The organism is Halostagnicola larsenii XH-48 (genome assembly GCF_000517625.1).
Lineage (GTDB): Archaea > Halobacteriota > Halobacteria > Halobacteriales > Natrialbaceae > Halostagnicola > Halostagnicola larsenii.
Map to the genome: position 1 here is coordinate 108096 of NZ_CP007057.1, position 14080 is coordinate 122175.

A 14080-nucleotide genomic window follows, 5' to 3' on the forward strand; every position below is an offset into this window, starting at 1 on the left:
CTCACAGAATGAGCGTTCGTATCGTACTATTCGTCGTGCCACTGATCACCCTTGGTAGCGGCCACACTGTGAACGTCCAGCTGGCCAATCAAAGGACATGTTCCACAGTCGAATCAAACGCCTATCGACAGTCGCAATTCAGTCACTAACATGGCCGGAGAGCATCTCGAGTATGATACCAAATTGACCGCGAAGACGAGGGTGGACAACGATGGAACCGAAGATGATAGTGATCGTGCTGACGGTTTCTCCGATCAAGCGCCAAGCGGGTACCAGTTGACGTTCAAACTCTGGCACCCGAACTGCTGGATGACCACTGTAACCGCGAAAACGGACGGAAACCTGCTCGTGAACTCCGTCTACATCGTCGACGAACACGTGAAAGCCCACGTCGTCGCGTACGCGAACACTACCGAGGCTCTCGAGACGCTCATCGAAGCAACGCACATGTCGGAGCGGACATACTCGGTCAGCGAACTGCACAACCGGCATCAGTATGGGGAATCCACCGAGCCGGTCCGTAAGATGACGCGAAATCTGTTAGTTGAGTACGATCCGGCCAACAGTATCTACGACGCACTCGTTTCACGCGGGTTCATTCCGGTGGAACCACTTCGTGTGCGTGATGGGTACGAGTACTGGACTGTAGCCGTCGACGACCCCCGTGAGCGAATGCAAGAGAAGCTCGCGACCGTCTGTGAGACGAAGAACGCGGAAATCACCGTTCAGCAGATATCGACGCAGCGACCGATAACCGACACCGACGTCGACGCGGGAACCTGCTGGGAAACGCTCTCCACTCGTCAGCGCGAAGTTTTCAAACACGCACGTGATCAAGGCTACTACGAGTGGCCTCGGGCCGTGTCCGGTGCAGACCTCGCCGCGGAACTCGACATCGCCAAAACAACGTTTTTCGAACACCTCCGGAAGGCGGAAGCGAAACTCCTCGGCAGGAAGTGAGGGATTGTTCTGATTGCCGTATTTTGACGAGACATCGTCGCCCAAGTGATCGGTACCCGTCTCCCGCTACTCGACGATGATAGAAATGCGTCAGATAGTTTGAATTAACGATGAGGCGGCCGTCTCTTCGTCGGATGCCTCGTAAACGACGTGTGCAGCGGCGACGTCCTGAATAGCGAGTCCGGTTGAGTCGAAGACCGTGACGCTATCCTCGGGCGTTCGACCCGCCAGCTTGCCGGTCGCGATTTCGCCGATTTCACCGTGGATATCCTCCTCAGTAAGGACGCCGTTATCCCATGGAACGTTAATCTCGCCCGAGTGTATGCACTGTTCGAAGTCGTCGATGACCAGCAATGCGTTCAACAGCACCTCGTCCGTGAGTTCGTGCTTGCCGGCAGCGTCGGCCCCCATCGCGTTAACGTGGGTGTGTGAACAGAGATCGTCCGTCTCGACGATCGGCGCTTCGACCGGCGTCACCGTCGAAAGGACATCACAAGCGGCCGCCGCGGCGATAGAACCGCGTCGGATGGCAAACTCTTCGGCATATGTGTCGACGAATTTCTCGACGCGTTCGTCGTCGGGGTCAGAGATGACCACTTCTTCGATCGGGCGAACTGCCGCGATGGCCTCGAGTTGCGTGTACGACTGAACACCGGCACCGACGATTCCCATCGAAGTTGCGTCCTCGACGGCTAAATAATCAGTTGCGACCGCAGCTGCCGCACCGGTACGGCGCATTGTGAGCTCTGTTCCGTCCATAATAGCAAGCGGGAACCCGGTTTCCGGATCGGAGTAGATCATTGTTCCCATGACCGTCGGGAAATCGTGAGTAGACGGATTATCCGGATGGACGTTCACCCACTTGATGCCTGCTGCGTCCCAGTCGTCAGCAGCCATATACGCTGGCATCGACCGAAAGTCTCCGTTGTATGTCGGTAGGTCGATGTAGGACTTGGACGGCATCTGTGCGTTGCCCGTCGCATACGCTACGAATGCGGCTTCCATAGCAGGGACGAGGTCTGTCATTGACGAGCGCTGTCGAACATCGGTGCTGTCGAAGAGAGAAGTCTCCATACACCAACCAATTGTCAATGACTACTTATACAATACCCCTCTCATGTGCGGCATTGTTCAGATAAGCCGAAAAGTGAGTCGGTAGAACTTTCAAGCTCTCATTCTTGGGCACTGTCTAGTTGAGTCGGTTTGAGAAGTGAGCAGGTCGCTGAGTGGATTGGGTAGATGCTCGCAGACCTGCTCAGCGAGAGCTATGAACCGGATTTAGAAGAATATTGGGAGAACGTCCGTATCCTCCGAAGCTCTAAAACTCCCACAACCTCGGAGGATGGAAATGATGCGTGCCTTACTTGCAGATTGGGTGCATTAGAAATATTCGGCCGGTAAGCTTGCTTGCGTTAGTGCCTACACAATCAATCAGCGAGGGCATTTGGTGAGGTCCAGACAGTCATTTCAGGACCAGCCCCGGCCTTCCATAGAACGTCCTATTTCTCGGATATAGACTCTGTGGAGAGAGTATCCATTTCTCAATCGCCACCGACCCGTTCGGCGACAAGGACACCCACTTGGTCATGCACACGCTCGACTGCCGTGACCACGAATCCGACGTCAGTGAGTACGTCCACGAGCATCCCGACGGTAGCCGCATCGACCCCGTGGCCGAATAGCGGTTCCTCAGGGTCGGGTGAGCCGAAGAACATCGCGTCACCGAGAACGAACCGATGCGGGCCGAGGTCGGCGATGGCCTCGATAGCCTCGCGCTTTTTCTCGTCGGGAAGATGGTGAAGGGCGAAATTCGAAACGACAACGTCCACGTCGCCGTCGTATTGCGGGTTGCGGAACTCGCCATAGCCGAACTCGGCGTTCTCGATACCGCTGTCGGCGGCTTTCGACCGTGCCTGCTCTATCATTCCGTCACTGATGTCGCGACCGACGACGTGGCCGGCATCCCCGGCCAACGCGAGCGCGATTAAGCCCGTCCCCGTTCCGAGGTCGAGGACGACGTCGTCGGGGCGAGGGTCGGCGTGTTCGATAACGAGTGTGGCGCACGCATTGTAGATCGGCTTCTCTTTGCTGCCGTGCTTGTCGTCGTATTGATCGGCGATCTGTGAGAAGCGATCGGCGAGGTCCTCAAGAGGCTCGTCCATTATTGCCACCCCCCGTTGAAATCTTCCTTCGACAGTTCCATATTCACGGTCGTGCCGATTGCGTATCCATCGGAGACGGCGGACGGGATGGACGGAGGACCCCCACTACAGGCGTCGCCAGCGATGAACAGCCCTTCGACAGACGTGAACCCCATTCCACGCTGAGACCGTGTTGCATCGACGAGTCCAGCCTGATTCACTTCGAGACCGAGCTGTTCTGGGAGCTCGCTGTGTTGCTCCATCGGTGGAGGGTAGAATAGAGCGTGGCGAGCTACGTCGCGGCCATCCGCAAGGGAGATGCTTTCGAGATCGCCATGGGAGCCGTTGAGTGCGGTAATCGGTTCGTCTTCGATTTTGATTCCTCGTTCGACGAACACCGACCGGGATTCTTCATCGAAAACGTCCTGCCCATCGGTGAATACGACGAGGTCCTCACTCAGGTTGTAGATGAGCTTCGCGTAGTCGACCATGTGTTGGTTCGTGACCATCACGCCGAGCGGTTCACCACGGACTTCGTAACCGTGACAGTAGGGACAGTGATGCACGCCACTCCCCCAGAACTCCTCGAAGCCGTCGGTCTCGGGAAGATTGTCCCTGACACCAGTCGCTAGTACGACCTTCCGACTCGTGACGGTCTCGCCGGAATCCAGGGTACTGGTGAAGCTGTTGTTGTCTCGACTAACATCCGTTACATTCGTGTCCCGAAACTCGCCTCCGTATTCCAGAACTTCCTCGTAACCGAGCCGACGGAGCTCCTCCGGTGAGATACCGTCCCTCGTCAGGTATCCGTGGGCTTCAGCTGCTGGACCATTGCGCGGTTCGCCGTTATCACAGACCAAGACACTGCGAAGTGAGCGCCCTAACTGGAGGGCTGCACTCAAACCAGCAGGCCCGCCCCCGATGATGAGAACGTCGTATTCCAAATCACCGCCATCAGTTGTTTGCATACTACCTGCAATGAGGTAGAGAGCGATAAGTCCATCGCTGCCAATAGTGGAGCCTATCAAGCCTTGTATATTGGAGAAATATGGACTCAGTAGCTCGTATTCTTCATAATAGATGTTCTGGCCTCTCCGCTCAATTTCATCATGTCGATTCCGAACTCGCGTTTGATTGCATAAGAGTGCAAACTTTATGTAGGCACGGCACCAATCCCCGACAACAATGCCAGACGCCGTACAAAAGCAACTCGGGGATGAACGGGAGTGTGAGGGCCTTCTCGACTGTATGTTCGGAATGAACGAGCTCGACAGGGCCGTATTTAGACTGTTAGCGGAATCTTCTGAGCCGCTTACTGTGGATCATGTTGCGAAGTTCATCGGTAAAGAGCGGACGACCGCGTACCGTTCGGTCAAACGACTCGAAGAGGCAGGGGTTGCTGTGCAAGAACAGGAAAGTTGTCCGAAGGGAGGCTATCACCACGTGTATCGAGTCTCTGATCCTGACGAGATAGCGAATGAGCTCCAACGAATGCTCAACCAGTGGTACGCTGAGACTGGCCAACTCATTCAGGAGTTCCGGGATACGTATGTCAAGGACCGTTCTTCTGAATAGATCAATAACTTTCCCGCCTCATGATGTTTTATATTAGGAATAGCTGATGGGAGAACGTGGCCGCCGATTGACTAACGCATTTGTCGCTGCCCTCGAACTCTGCGAACATCTCCGTGAAGGTACAGGCTTTTGTACTGCTCTCGTCGAGCTCAAATTCCAAATCGAGACGCTCGAAGACGGGTATCCCGAGTGGCACCCCGCGTCATACCCGTTTCGCGGAATGCTCAAACTCTTCGTTTATTTGGAGGTCACGGGCGACAGCTATCGGTCCCTCACGCACCATCCGGAACTCGCAGACGTATTCCGACTCGAACGAATCCCAGATGAATCGGTTCACTCTCGAACGTGGCATAACCGCTTCGATGACGATATTCGAGGCTACATCACTGCCAGCGCTCACTTATTAGTCAGAGAGATACACAATGAGAGCCTCTCTGTTCCGAAAGTACGACCGCTGGAGGAGGTGAGAAGATCACCCGACGGTGATTCTGAAGCCTCTAAAGCCACCACCGAGTTCTCCGATGAGGACATTTTCCAAACAACCCGCCTCGCTCGTGAGCATGGCTTTGGTCCGGTCGACTCTGGGAGAGCTCAGAATGCGACATACGAGGACACGCGATTCTTTGAGTTCCAGACGTTCATCGGAATGATCGGCTGCGGTACTCCACAAGGCGCAGCACGGTTCAAATTCCGTCGAGGCAAAGAGTACGGTCCTCACGGGGATACACACCTTCGCGCAGTCAAGCAGTTCGACCCAGAGAATCTAATCGATGGATTTCAACAGGCGACAGACCGGCTCCTCTCGGTGATTCAGTCGGAATCCTCGTTTCGCCGTCCAGTCACTGTCGCAATTGACATCACGACCATTCGCTACTTCGGTAGCGTGGAGGGAATGTCGATGGTCAGTGGGACGAAAGACGGCGAGGGAAGAGCGTTCAAATTCGCCACGCTCTCGATTGTCGGGTGGAACATCCCGCTTATCCTCGCTGTTGAGCCAATCCGTGAAAGTTCCTCGTGGGACGAGAACCCACCGAATCGGATTCATCGTGTAGTCCGACGACTCGTTCGACGCGCACAGGAGCACGTGCCGATTGAGACGGTGCTGTGCGACCGGGAGTTTGACTCGAAAGCGGTGTATCAGACGCTCTCGAACCTCGACGTGAACTACCTCATCCCGAAGCGGATTCACAGCGCCGAGCGCGAGGCTATCGAGACGATGGACGAAGATGGACAGGAGGTCGCCGTTGAATCGGCGACCGTCCATGTCGATCGCGGGTCGCACGCGATGCAGTTTCTGTACGTTCCCTCAACGAAAGGAGAGGGCACAGCGGTCTTTGCGACGAACCACTCAGTCGGGACAGACGAGGCTGAGACGTTCACCCGTCGGTACAGCCGCCGCTGGCAGATCGAGAACGAGTATAAGAGTATCAAGAACGACTTCCTCGCAAAAACCTCTTCGAAGGATTACCGCGTCCGGCTGTTCTACTTCGTGTTCGCGGTGCTGCTGCACAATATCTGGCGGCTCACTGATTTCCTGTTGAAGCTGGTGTCAACGGTGAGATGGATTACGCGCCAGTTCTGACCGCTGGCGAGTGTGTCGAGTTGGTTTGTTCAGCACTGATTCCGCCGGATTAACGCTTAACGCCGACTCGGGCCGCCCATCGTGAGTGGCGACGCTCTACAAAACCTCGAATTTTGAGCTGTTTTCGCTTACTTGCCGAGATTCACCCGAGAGAGATAGCTGAGTCCTCGCCAATGTGGTTCATTCGAGCCACGATTAACCTGGAAAACACCCGAATATAGCCCATCCTCCGAGACCCTGACTCCCAATGATAGCTATTCTATATCGCGATATGCAATTTATATTCTGCCGGTCCGGAAGTAGAACGCTTCTATCCCCAGATATACTGTAGTAGCGCCCTTTTGTGATCCACTTCGTTAAACACCAGTTTAACCAAGTGAATTTATATGGGTCGACACTGTACCCCACAAGTGAATGTCTGGATCCACTGATCGACGGGCTGATCGCGGGGGGAAGAGCGTCGAGGAGGCGGTTTCGCGCTATCTCGGCTCGCTGGACTCGGGCGGCTCCCGGTCGACAATGCGATCGCCGCTGAACGAGTTCGCTACGTTCTGTGACGGCGAAGGTGTACAACGAGTCGATGCACTCGAGACGAACACGCTTCGCGAGTACGGGATGTACCTTCGCGAGCGTACCATCGAGCAGGAGCTGGCAGCGTCGACGGCGAATACGTACTTCAACTACGTGCGCGCGTTTCTCTCGTTCTGCGTCCGTGACGAACTACTAGACACCAACCCGGCGAATACACAGCGAGCAGAAGAGTTCCTCCCTGAGGACAAAGGCGATCGTAACCGCCAGTTCTGGGACCCTGAACACCGCCAGCAGCTCATCAACTACGTCACCGAACGCGTGGATATGTCCCTCGAGGATTCGATCGATGTCTCTCGCGAGATTGCTTATCGCGACCGGGCGATCGTGGTTTTGCTCGCCGACGCCGGCGTTCGTGGCGCTGAGCTGTTCCGGGATCCGCGCGACGATGCCCGCAACGGCGTGACCTGGGGCGATATCGATCTCGAGAACCACTCTCTCGAGGTGTTCGGGAAATCTCGCCAGTACGAACGCGTTGGTCTTCCGTCAGCCGCTCGAGAAGCGCTCGATCGGTATCGGCGCGTTGTTGAGCCGCCGACTGATGCGTGGCCGATCTTTCCGACTGGGCATGCTCCCTCGAAGTATGCTGCATACCGTGAGGTGACTGGGGAAGATCCGAATGAGGATATGGCTATCGACGATGCGCTCCGAAGTGAGGAAATCCCACCGCCGTCACTCACGAAAGCTGGCGGCCGGTCAGTGATGAAACGGCTTACGAAGGAGGCTGGTATCGACCTCGAGGATGGCGAGTATCTGAAACCCCATGGCGCGAGGCGGGCGCTTGGGGCTGAGCTTTATGAAAAAGGCCACTCCGAACTTGCCCAATCGGCACTTCGGCACAAATCGATCGAGACAACCCACGAGTCGTACTCCGATATCCAGGCTAAAGACGTTGCACAGGGGATTGATGAGGTACGAGAGTAGGAGTACTGCAATATTTGGACACTAAGGACTTGATCAACTGCTATGTTTCTCCATAGATTAAACGAGAAAAACAGTCTCTGTGATCCTTCCTTTTTATCGATGGCTACAGGGTTCTGATCGTCCTTATTAACTCCTTATTGAGTAGTCAATTCAATTATTCCGAGTAAAAACATTTCTCGAACCATATTTACTATAAGTTACAATAGTCTTATTATGCATGGTGTAATTCCATATAATGGAGCGGATTGTTGGACAGAAAGGTGTTACTGTTTCCCGCTCCCACCCTTCCCCTTCCGATCGGGTACAGACGCCCGTATATGTATCCATGTTTCCACGGATGTACGTCGCCCCTCCCTCACAATTTCCTCGAGCAAGGGGTCAACTCGCGCCCGAGGCGTGTCGGGGCACCGCTATTTCTGCCGATAGCAGCATCATGATCCAGGGGCAATGTGACAAACGTATCACAAAAATGTACTGATCAGGTCAAATTGACAGCATCATACTTGTTGGCTAGATACTGGCGGATTTGATTGACTTCGCTCTCGGATAGTTCCCTGTCGTACAGGAGAACTTTCGCCACATTTCCTTCGATGAAGTCGAGACCTCGCTAGTAGGCACCGAGCGTTAGATCAGTGGGGTACTCATCTTCTGATATCCGGAAATATAGATGCGGAGTGATTATTTTCCCGTGGTGAACTGTTCGAATGGGGTCTGGGGCGTGTGAAATATGCCCGTGTTCACGTCCCTGCAACCTGCCGGCGATCACCGCGTCTGGACTACTGACGACTGGTTCGCCCGACCCCGATCGTTCGCTGGAGACGTGTTCGGAGTTCGTCTGTTCAGAGATGGGTGTGCGTAAGGGGCAGTGGTTTGGGCCGATCCCCTAGGGGTACCGCCCGAGGTTGGCCTGGGGTCGGTCGACGATGTAGTCGAGGTCCATGTCCTGGCCGGGATCGGTCGTCCATTCGATGATGAGGTCCCACTGGCTGCCGTCCCACTCGAACCGGTGGTCCCAGCCCATCGCCGAACTGGGTGGGCTGACTGGCTTCGCCCGGAGATCGAGGGTGACGTCACCAAAACTGTCGACGCCCTTGACGCGGGCGGCGGGACTGCTCCCGGAGGTGAGCGTGACTGTGCCCTCCGAGACACCAGCACCGACGTTGTCTCGGACAACTGTTGTGGGTGAGGCGAGCCTGATGAGTTCGTTGGTGCCGCCGTCGCGGAGGTCGTTATCCACGTACTGGTTGTTCTGGGCGTTGCCGCCCTCGTCGATCGCCTCCGTTTGCTGAGGGTCGTCCCGGTCGTCGTAGATCCGCATGTTCGTGACCTTAATGCCGTCGGCCCGTTCTTCGGGATTGGTCGACGGATCGTCGATCGTGTAGACGTCGATGGCCTCACCGTTGCAGTTCTTGATCACGCCACCGTTGAGGATCGTGTTCGGACAGCCGTTGAGGACGGCGCCCTTGCCTCGCGGATTGGCGATGTAGACGTTGTTGATCGCGATCTCCCCGGAGCCGCCGTGGATGTGCAGACCCCGGTCGGCCTGGTGGCTCACGATGTTGTCGGCCGTGACTCGACCTTGCTGATAGGTCGTCCGGAACGTGGCGTAATCCGTCGTGCCCGGCGGATTCGGACTGTACTCCATGATGTCGCCGACCGTGGCGTCGCCCGTTTCGTTCAACAACAGGGTACAGCCCGAGACGTTTTTGCCGAGAACCCGGCCGACCTGGAGGCGGTCGACGCCGCGGGTTTCGACGCCGTGGTTGTCCGCCCGTTCAATGAAGACCGAGTCGATCCGGACGTCTTCGCTCCGCCCATTATCACCACTAGCGTCGACGCGGACCCCGAGGCCCGAGCCCTGCAGGTCCATCCGAACGTCGCCGATGTGGAGGTCTTTGACGCTCTTACAGAAAATTCCCCAGTCCACGGAGCCTTGGAGCCGGAACCGCGGGATCTCGACGTGTTCGGTGTCCTGGGACTTGATCGGGATGAAGTCGTCGCCGGCGGTGATGACGATCGGCGCGGCAACATCGAAGACGGTGTAGCTCGGAACGAAGATTTCGTCGCTTCTGTCGGTCTCGCCAGGCGAGACGACTCTGACCGTTTCCTTCCACGTGCGGCCGCTGGTCAGGCTGTCGAGTGCGCTCTGTGTGACGGAGACGAAGTCCTCGCCGCTGGCGACTTCGCCGTCCTGGCCGTCGGCGTGATAGACGTCGTTGTCGTCGCGCCAGACGATGACCTCGGCTTCACGCGCCGATGCGTGGACGTGCTCCGTGTCCAGAGAGTGGAGGTTCAGCAGGTCGTAGTTGTTCGCGTCTTGGTTTTCGTTCCACGTGGTCGCGCTGCTGCCACCCCCGTGACTCGCAGTCGCAGATCCCGACGCTACAGCAGCCACGCCGCCTGCCCCCAGCAACGCCATCACGGTCCGGCGTGTCAGCGCTAGCCCGTCCAGCTCGTTTTCTTGTTCTATGCTATCGTGGGACTCACAGTTTCGAACCACGACCCACATTAAACGTGAATATTAAAATAATTTTCTTCTAGATATATACATTATCTATTATGGATGGATAAAGAAAAATAACGATTGGGCCGAGCTGTAAGCCGACGCTGGTACCATACCCCGTCCGTAACGAGCGGCCAGAGCCACGCACCGACGACCGCATCGTCCCACACGTCGTCCGGCGGTAGTGGTCGCGCCCCGCACCGATTGGTGGGCACGACTCCGGACGGTCACGGGTTCGCCCGCTGAATGGGGTACTACTGGTCCGGGCGAGCGTGTCGGCGGCAACGCGTGTCTCGGAGAGCCGAGATCCGTTCTGGGAGGCGAAGGCCGGTTCCGAGTGCGATCAGGCGAGACTGACCGAGTCGTACTTGTTGTCCAGGTACTGGTGGACCTCTCCGAGTTCGCTCTCAGATAGCTCCCGATCGAACACGAGAACCTCCGCGAGATTGCCATCCCAGAATCCTCTGCCTCGCCCCTTAGACCCGAGCGACAAGTCAGTCGGGTATTTATCGGTTGCCGTGTTCTCCTCCTTCATATCTGGTGCTTTTTCACCGTCGAAATACACGTTCATTGAGGAGTCTTCGACGAAGAGATGGGGCTCGTTGTCTGGAGTACCGAATTCTACGTTGCCGGTGCCCATGCGCCAGGTGAATCCTTCTGTCCCGTCCCAGTTACCGTAGTTAGCAATGCGGTATCGAGCGCCCTCTACTCCAAGACCCTTATCTTGTCCAACGATATATTCTCCTTCGTCAAGGCTGCCAGTAAACTGGCCGACGGCAATAAACGTGGTGCTGCCGACAGTAGCCATTTCATCGTAGAGCGCCAGCCGCGTTTCGTCGGCTCGAGTGAACTGAACCGCCGGATCACCGTTCATAGCGTCGGGAGAGTAGGCGGGTTGCTCTTCTGTCGAGTCCTGATAGGCGTAGTTGCCCGCTTCCGAGCGGTCCGGCCACGTTTCGATGGTGTCCCCGTCGTTGAGGTAGTCAAGCGTGGTGGCGTCTAGGTGCATCTTCAAGCCGTCGGTGACCGGCAGATCGGTGGCAGGCACATCCTCGGTGTCGACGTCTTCAACGTAATCTTCGTCGGGTTTCTTCGGGAAGCGCCCGATGGTGGCCTGTGGCCGGTCGACGATGTAGTCGACGGTGAGATCCTCGCCGGGGTCGGTCACCCACTCGAAGACGAGGTCCCACTGGCTGCCCGTCCATTCGAAGTGGTGGTCATACTGGAACGCCGTATCGGGCCCCTCAAACGTCTTTGAACGGAGCTCGAGTGTCACGTCGGAGTGGGGGCTGACGCCCTCAACCCGGGCCGCCGGGTCCGACCTGGCTGTCAGCGTCACCGTCCCCTTCGCGACCCCATCACCGACGTTGCCCGAGATCACCGACGTGGGGGAGGTACTGGTGATGAGCGCTTCTGTCCCGCCGTCGCGGACATCGTTGTTGACGATCCGGCTGTTCAGGGCGGTGCCGGCTTCCTTGATCGCGTGGGTCTGTGTCCGCTCCCCTTCTTGGTCGTCGTAGATCCGCATGTTGGTGATGTTGACACCCTCGGCTCGCCGCGCCGGCGTGAATTCCGGATCTGTGGTGGAGTACAGGTCGATGGCTGCGCCATCGCAATTCTTGATGATACCACCGTTGAGGACGGTGTTGGGCGGGGCGTTGATGACCGCGCCGCGGTTCCTGGCGCCGTCGATGTACACGTTGTTGATGATGATTTCGCCCGACCCTCTGTGGATATGGAGGCCACGTCCGCTCTCGTGGCTCACGATGTTGTCTGCCGTGACCCGCCCCTCCTGGTATGTGGTCCGGAACGTTGCGTACCGGTTGTGACCCGGAATGTCGGGACTATACTCGATAATATCGCCGATGGTCGCGTTCGACGAATCGTTCAGTAGCACGACGCACCCGTTAATGTTCTTGCCGAGTACCTGATCGATCTGTATCCGATCGACGCCACTCGTCTCGAACGCATGATAGTCAATGCCCTCCGCGTAGATCCGATCGACCTGAATGTCTTTCGGACGCTTGGAATTTACGTTTGCCTCGTCACCGGCGTCGATCCGGATACCGATCCCGATGTCGTCAAGTTCGATGTTGATGTTGCCGAGGTAAAGGTTCGAGACGCTACTCATCATTATGGTGTATCGGGGACTTCCCCGGACCGTGAGGTTCGGCACTTCGATGTGATGAGCGTCTTGCGCGCGGACTGGGATCGCCCACGGGTCTCCCCCCGCGTTCTCGACCGTGATCGACGCCGGAACGTCTAGGATGGTGTAACTCGGGAGATCGATTCCTGGCCCCTTCCGAAGGTCCTGGTGAAGGTCGGTCTCACCTTGTTGATCGTCGTAGATGGTCGCGGGGGAGACGACGGCAACCTTCTCCTTCCAGTCTCGGTCATCCGTGAGGCTGTCGACGGCGGCCTGTGCCACCCCGATGAAGTCCTCGCTACTCGCTACGTGCTCGTCCGCACTGTCAGCATGATAGACGTCATCTTCGTCCTTCCAGACAACGACATCAGCATCCCTAGCTGCAGTGTAAACGTGTTCGACATCGACCGAACGAAGGTTCAACAAGTCATGATTCTGTGCATCGACATGTTGGTTCCACGGCCGAGCATTGTCTGGGCCGGAGCCGTTGGAAGCCATCGCTGACTTACCGAACGTCGCGCTTGCCCCGCCAGCACCAAGCAATCCGAGTGCTGTTCGTCGGGTTAGCGATAATCCGGAATCTTCCGTGCGCTGCTCCTCTATATTTGGTGAGTTATGTTTCACCATGTCATAGCAATATAATCAAGAATACTTATAACTAGTCCTAATAGTCATGCGGATTAGATGAAAGTTTATGAAATTTAATTCAATAGAAAATCAGATCTGTAGTACTCCCGAAAATCACTCGTATGTCGCACTCACGTTCTCAAGACACGAAAACAGTGCTTCGGCCGCGACTTCGTACCCTTTCGGTCCGCTATACCCACTCATCGGTCCCGCGACGGTGAGGTGTGGCTCGAGGGAGACAGGCCCCTCAAAGCCGCGAGCTTTGAAAGCCGCGAGCGTTTCGGGAATCCGACCGTCCCCTTCACCGGCAGGAGCGATGTCACCGCGCTCGCCGAAAGTCGCGTCCTTGATGTGCAGTTGTTCGACATACTCGATGACCTGCAAGAGCGAATCTGGATAGGCTGTAACGCCGATCTCGAGAAAGTTTGCAGGATCGAAGATCGCCTGAAAGTGAGGCGAGTCGATTGTCGTAAGTAGATCTCGGCATCGTTCGGGCGTATCGCCGTATATATCCTTCTCGTTTTCGTGTAAGAGCGTTAGGTTGGCCGCTTCGGCCCGGTCGACTTTCGCCTGCATACGTCGGAGTACTTCCGCTCGGTGAGCGGCCGGATCATCTTCATCTGGAATGTAATAGGAGAACAACCGAATGTACTCCGTATCGAACGTTTGTGCCATCTCGATGGCCGTCTCAAACCGTTCGAGATGAGGTTCGAAGTCATCTGTGATATCGATTTTACCGATCGGGGAACCGATCGAGGTGACATCGATTTCTCGGTCCTCAAGCGCGGTAGTAATACGTTCTATCTGTTCGTCTGAGAAATCGAGCACGTTCGTCTCCTCGACAATGCGTAGATCTAGGTGATCGATACCGAGGTTTTCGAGCACATCGAGCTGTTCTTCGAGATCAGATCCGATCTCGTCGGCGAAGCCGCTAATAACGAAGTTGTGCGCTGACATACGAACCAACAATGACGAGGATTCAAATTAATCTTCTGATTCCTGAAGATCAGTTGAATTGAAATAGTAATCCTCTA

9 protein-coding genes and 1 pseudogene are annotated in these 14080 nt (G+C 56.2%); 4 read left to right on the forward strand and 6 right to left on the reverse strand.

Annotated features, from left to right (window positions below):
- Positions 1–150 precede the first annotated feature (150 nt).
- Complete coding sequence (locus HALLA_RS16875; protein WP_084569093.1) at positions 151–960, forward strand: helix-turn-helix domain-containing protein; 810 nt, start codon at positions 151–153, stop codon at positions 958–960.
- 90 nt (positions 961–1050) lie between these two features.
- On the opposite strand, the gene HALLA_RS16880 is transcribed toward HALLA_RS16875, so the two are convergent.
- From HALLA_RS16880 to HALLA_RS16890, 3 genes are all read right to left on the reverse strand, one after another.
- On the reverse strand, positions 1051–2034 hold the full coding sequence (locus HALLA_RS16880; RefSeq protein WP_049954678.1) for an ornithine cyclodeaminase family protein: 984 nt from the start codon (positions 2032–2034) through the stop codon (positions 1051–1053).
- Positions 2035–2501: 467 nt separating this feature from the next.
- A complete protein-coding gene (locus tag HALLA_RS16885; protein ID WP_049954679.1) occupies positions 2502–3122 on the reverse strand; it encodes a class I SAM-dependent methyltransferase in 621 nt (206 codons plus the stop codon).
- Positions 3122–4069 (reverse strand): NAD(P)/FAD-dependent oxidoreductase, encoded by a 948-nt coding sequence (locus HALLA_RS16890; protein WP_049954680.1) that lies wholly within the window; start codon positions 4067–4069, stop codon positions 3122–3124. Before HALLA_RS16890 ends, HALLA_RS16885 begins: the two co-directional genes overlap by 1 nt.
- A 217-nt stretch (positions 4070–4286) precedes the next feature.
- On the opposite strand from HALLA_RS16890, the gene HALLA_RS16895 reads away from it, so the two are divergent.
- The 3 genes and pseudogenes from HALLA_RS16895 (at position 4287) to HALLA_RS16905 (ending at position 7770) form a co-directional block, all read left to right on the forward strand.
- Positions 4287–4676, forward strand: a complete 390-nt coding sequence (locus HALLA_RS16895) for a helix-turn-helix domain-containing protein (protein ID WP_049954681.1) — start codon at positions 4287–4289, stop codon at positions 4674–4676.
- Between the two features lie 46 nt (positions 4677–4722).
- Positions 4723–6311: pseudogene (locus HALLA_RS16900) on the forward strand (transposase).
- A gap of 361 nt (positions 6312–6672) precedes the next feature.
- The gene (locus HALLA_RS16905; protein ID WP_049954682.1) at positions 6673–7770 is read left to right on the forward strand and encodes a tyrosine-type recombinase/integrase; all 1098 of its coding nucleotides are present in this window, start codon (positions 6673–6675) and stop codon (positions 7768–7770) included.
- A gap of 883 nt (positions 7771–8653) precedes the next feature.
- On the opposite strand, the gene HALLA_RS16910 is transcribed toward HALLA_RS16905, so the two are convergent.
- From HALLA_RS16910 to HALLA_RS16920, 3 genes are all read right to left on the reverse strand, one after another.
- The gene (locus tag HALLA_RS16910; protein ID WP_157231429.1) at positions 8654–10270 is read right to left on the reverse strand and encodes a hypothetical protein; all 1617 of its coding nucleotides are present in this window, start codon (positions 10268–10270) and stop codon (positions 8654–8656) included.
- Between the two features lie 346 nt (positions 10271–10616).
- Complete coding sequence (locus HALLA_RS16915) at positions 10617–12842, reverse strand: hypothetical protein (protein WP_049954684.1); 2226 nt, start codon at positions 12840–12842, stop codon at positions 10617–10619.
- Between the two features lie 318 nt (positions 12843–13160).
- Positions 13161–14003: a sugar phosphate isomerase/epimerase family protein gene (locus tag HALLA_RS16920; protein ID WP_049954685.1), complete on the reverse strand. Its 843-nt coding sequence runs from the start codon at positions 14001–14003 to the stop codon at positions 13161–13163.
- Positions 14004–14080 lie beyond the last annotated feature (77 nt).

Coding starts and splice junctions, on each gene's coding strand:
- HALLA_RS16905 (WP_049954682.1), top strand. CDS start 6,673: ATGTCTGGATCCACTGATCGACGGGCTGATCGCGGGGGGAAGAGCGTC.
- HALLA_RS16880 (WP_049954678.1), bottom strand. CDS start 2,034: ATGGAGACTTCTCTCTTCGACAGCACCGATGTTCGACAGCGCTCGTCA.
- HALLA_RS16885 (WP_049954679.1), bottom strand. CDS start 3,122: ATGGACGAGCCTCTTGAGGACCTCGCCGATCGCTTCTCACAGATCGCC.
- HALLA_RS16895 (WP_049954681.1), top strand. CDS start 4,287: ATGCCAGACGCCGTACAAAAGCAACTCGGGGATGAACGGGAGTGTGAG.
- HALLA_RS16890 (WP_049954680.1), bottom strand. CDS start 4,069: ATGCAAACAACTGATGGCGGTGATTTGGAATACGACGTTCTCATCATC.
- HALLA_RS16920 (WP_049954685.1), bottom strand. CDS start 14,003: ATGTCAGCGCACAACTTCGTTATTAGCGGCTTCGCCGACGAGATCGGA.
- HALLA_RS16875 (WP_084569093.1), top strand. CDS start 151: ATGGCCGGAGAGCATCTCGAGTATGATACCAAATTGACCGCGAAGACG.